General features: G+C 58.1%; 1 protein-coding gene. It reads left to right on the top strand.

All coding sequences use genetic code 11. The features are described 5' to 3' along the window. Positions 1-227 (top strand): Ig-like domain-containing protein (locus tag C2M17_RS08430; RefSeq protein ID WP_158684000.1); only part of this gene is annotated, 227 nt, incomplete at both ends.

The raw sequence follows: 227 nt of genomic DNA, 5'->3' as shown, positions 1-227 counted from the left end.
CACGAAGCCACGAGTATGAGCTTCACCGGCAGCGTTGAAGCGGGTGCCACCGTGAACAGCATCACCATCAGTGATGGCGTGACTACGATCACGGTACCGAGCTCGGCGATCAGCACAGATAGCAACGGCAACCTGACAGTCACTGGGCAAGATCTGTCCAGCCTCGCCGACGGCGAATTGACCGTGACCATGACAGTGACTGACGTCGCAGGGAATACAGGTACGGT

Origin of the sequence: Pseudoalteromonas sp. T1lg10 (assembly GCF_002964545.1) — a bacterium.
GTDB lineage: Bacteria > Pseudomonadota > Gammaproteobacteria > Enterobacterales > Alteromonadaceae > Pseudoalteromonas.
This window is presented reverse-complemented; position numbering and strand designations above follow the sequence as displayed.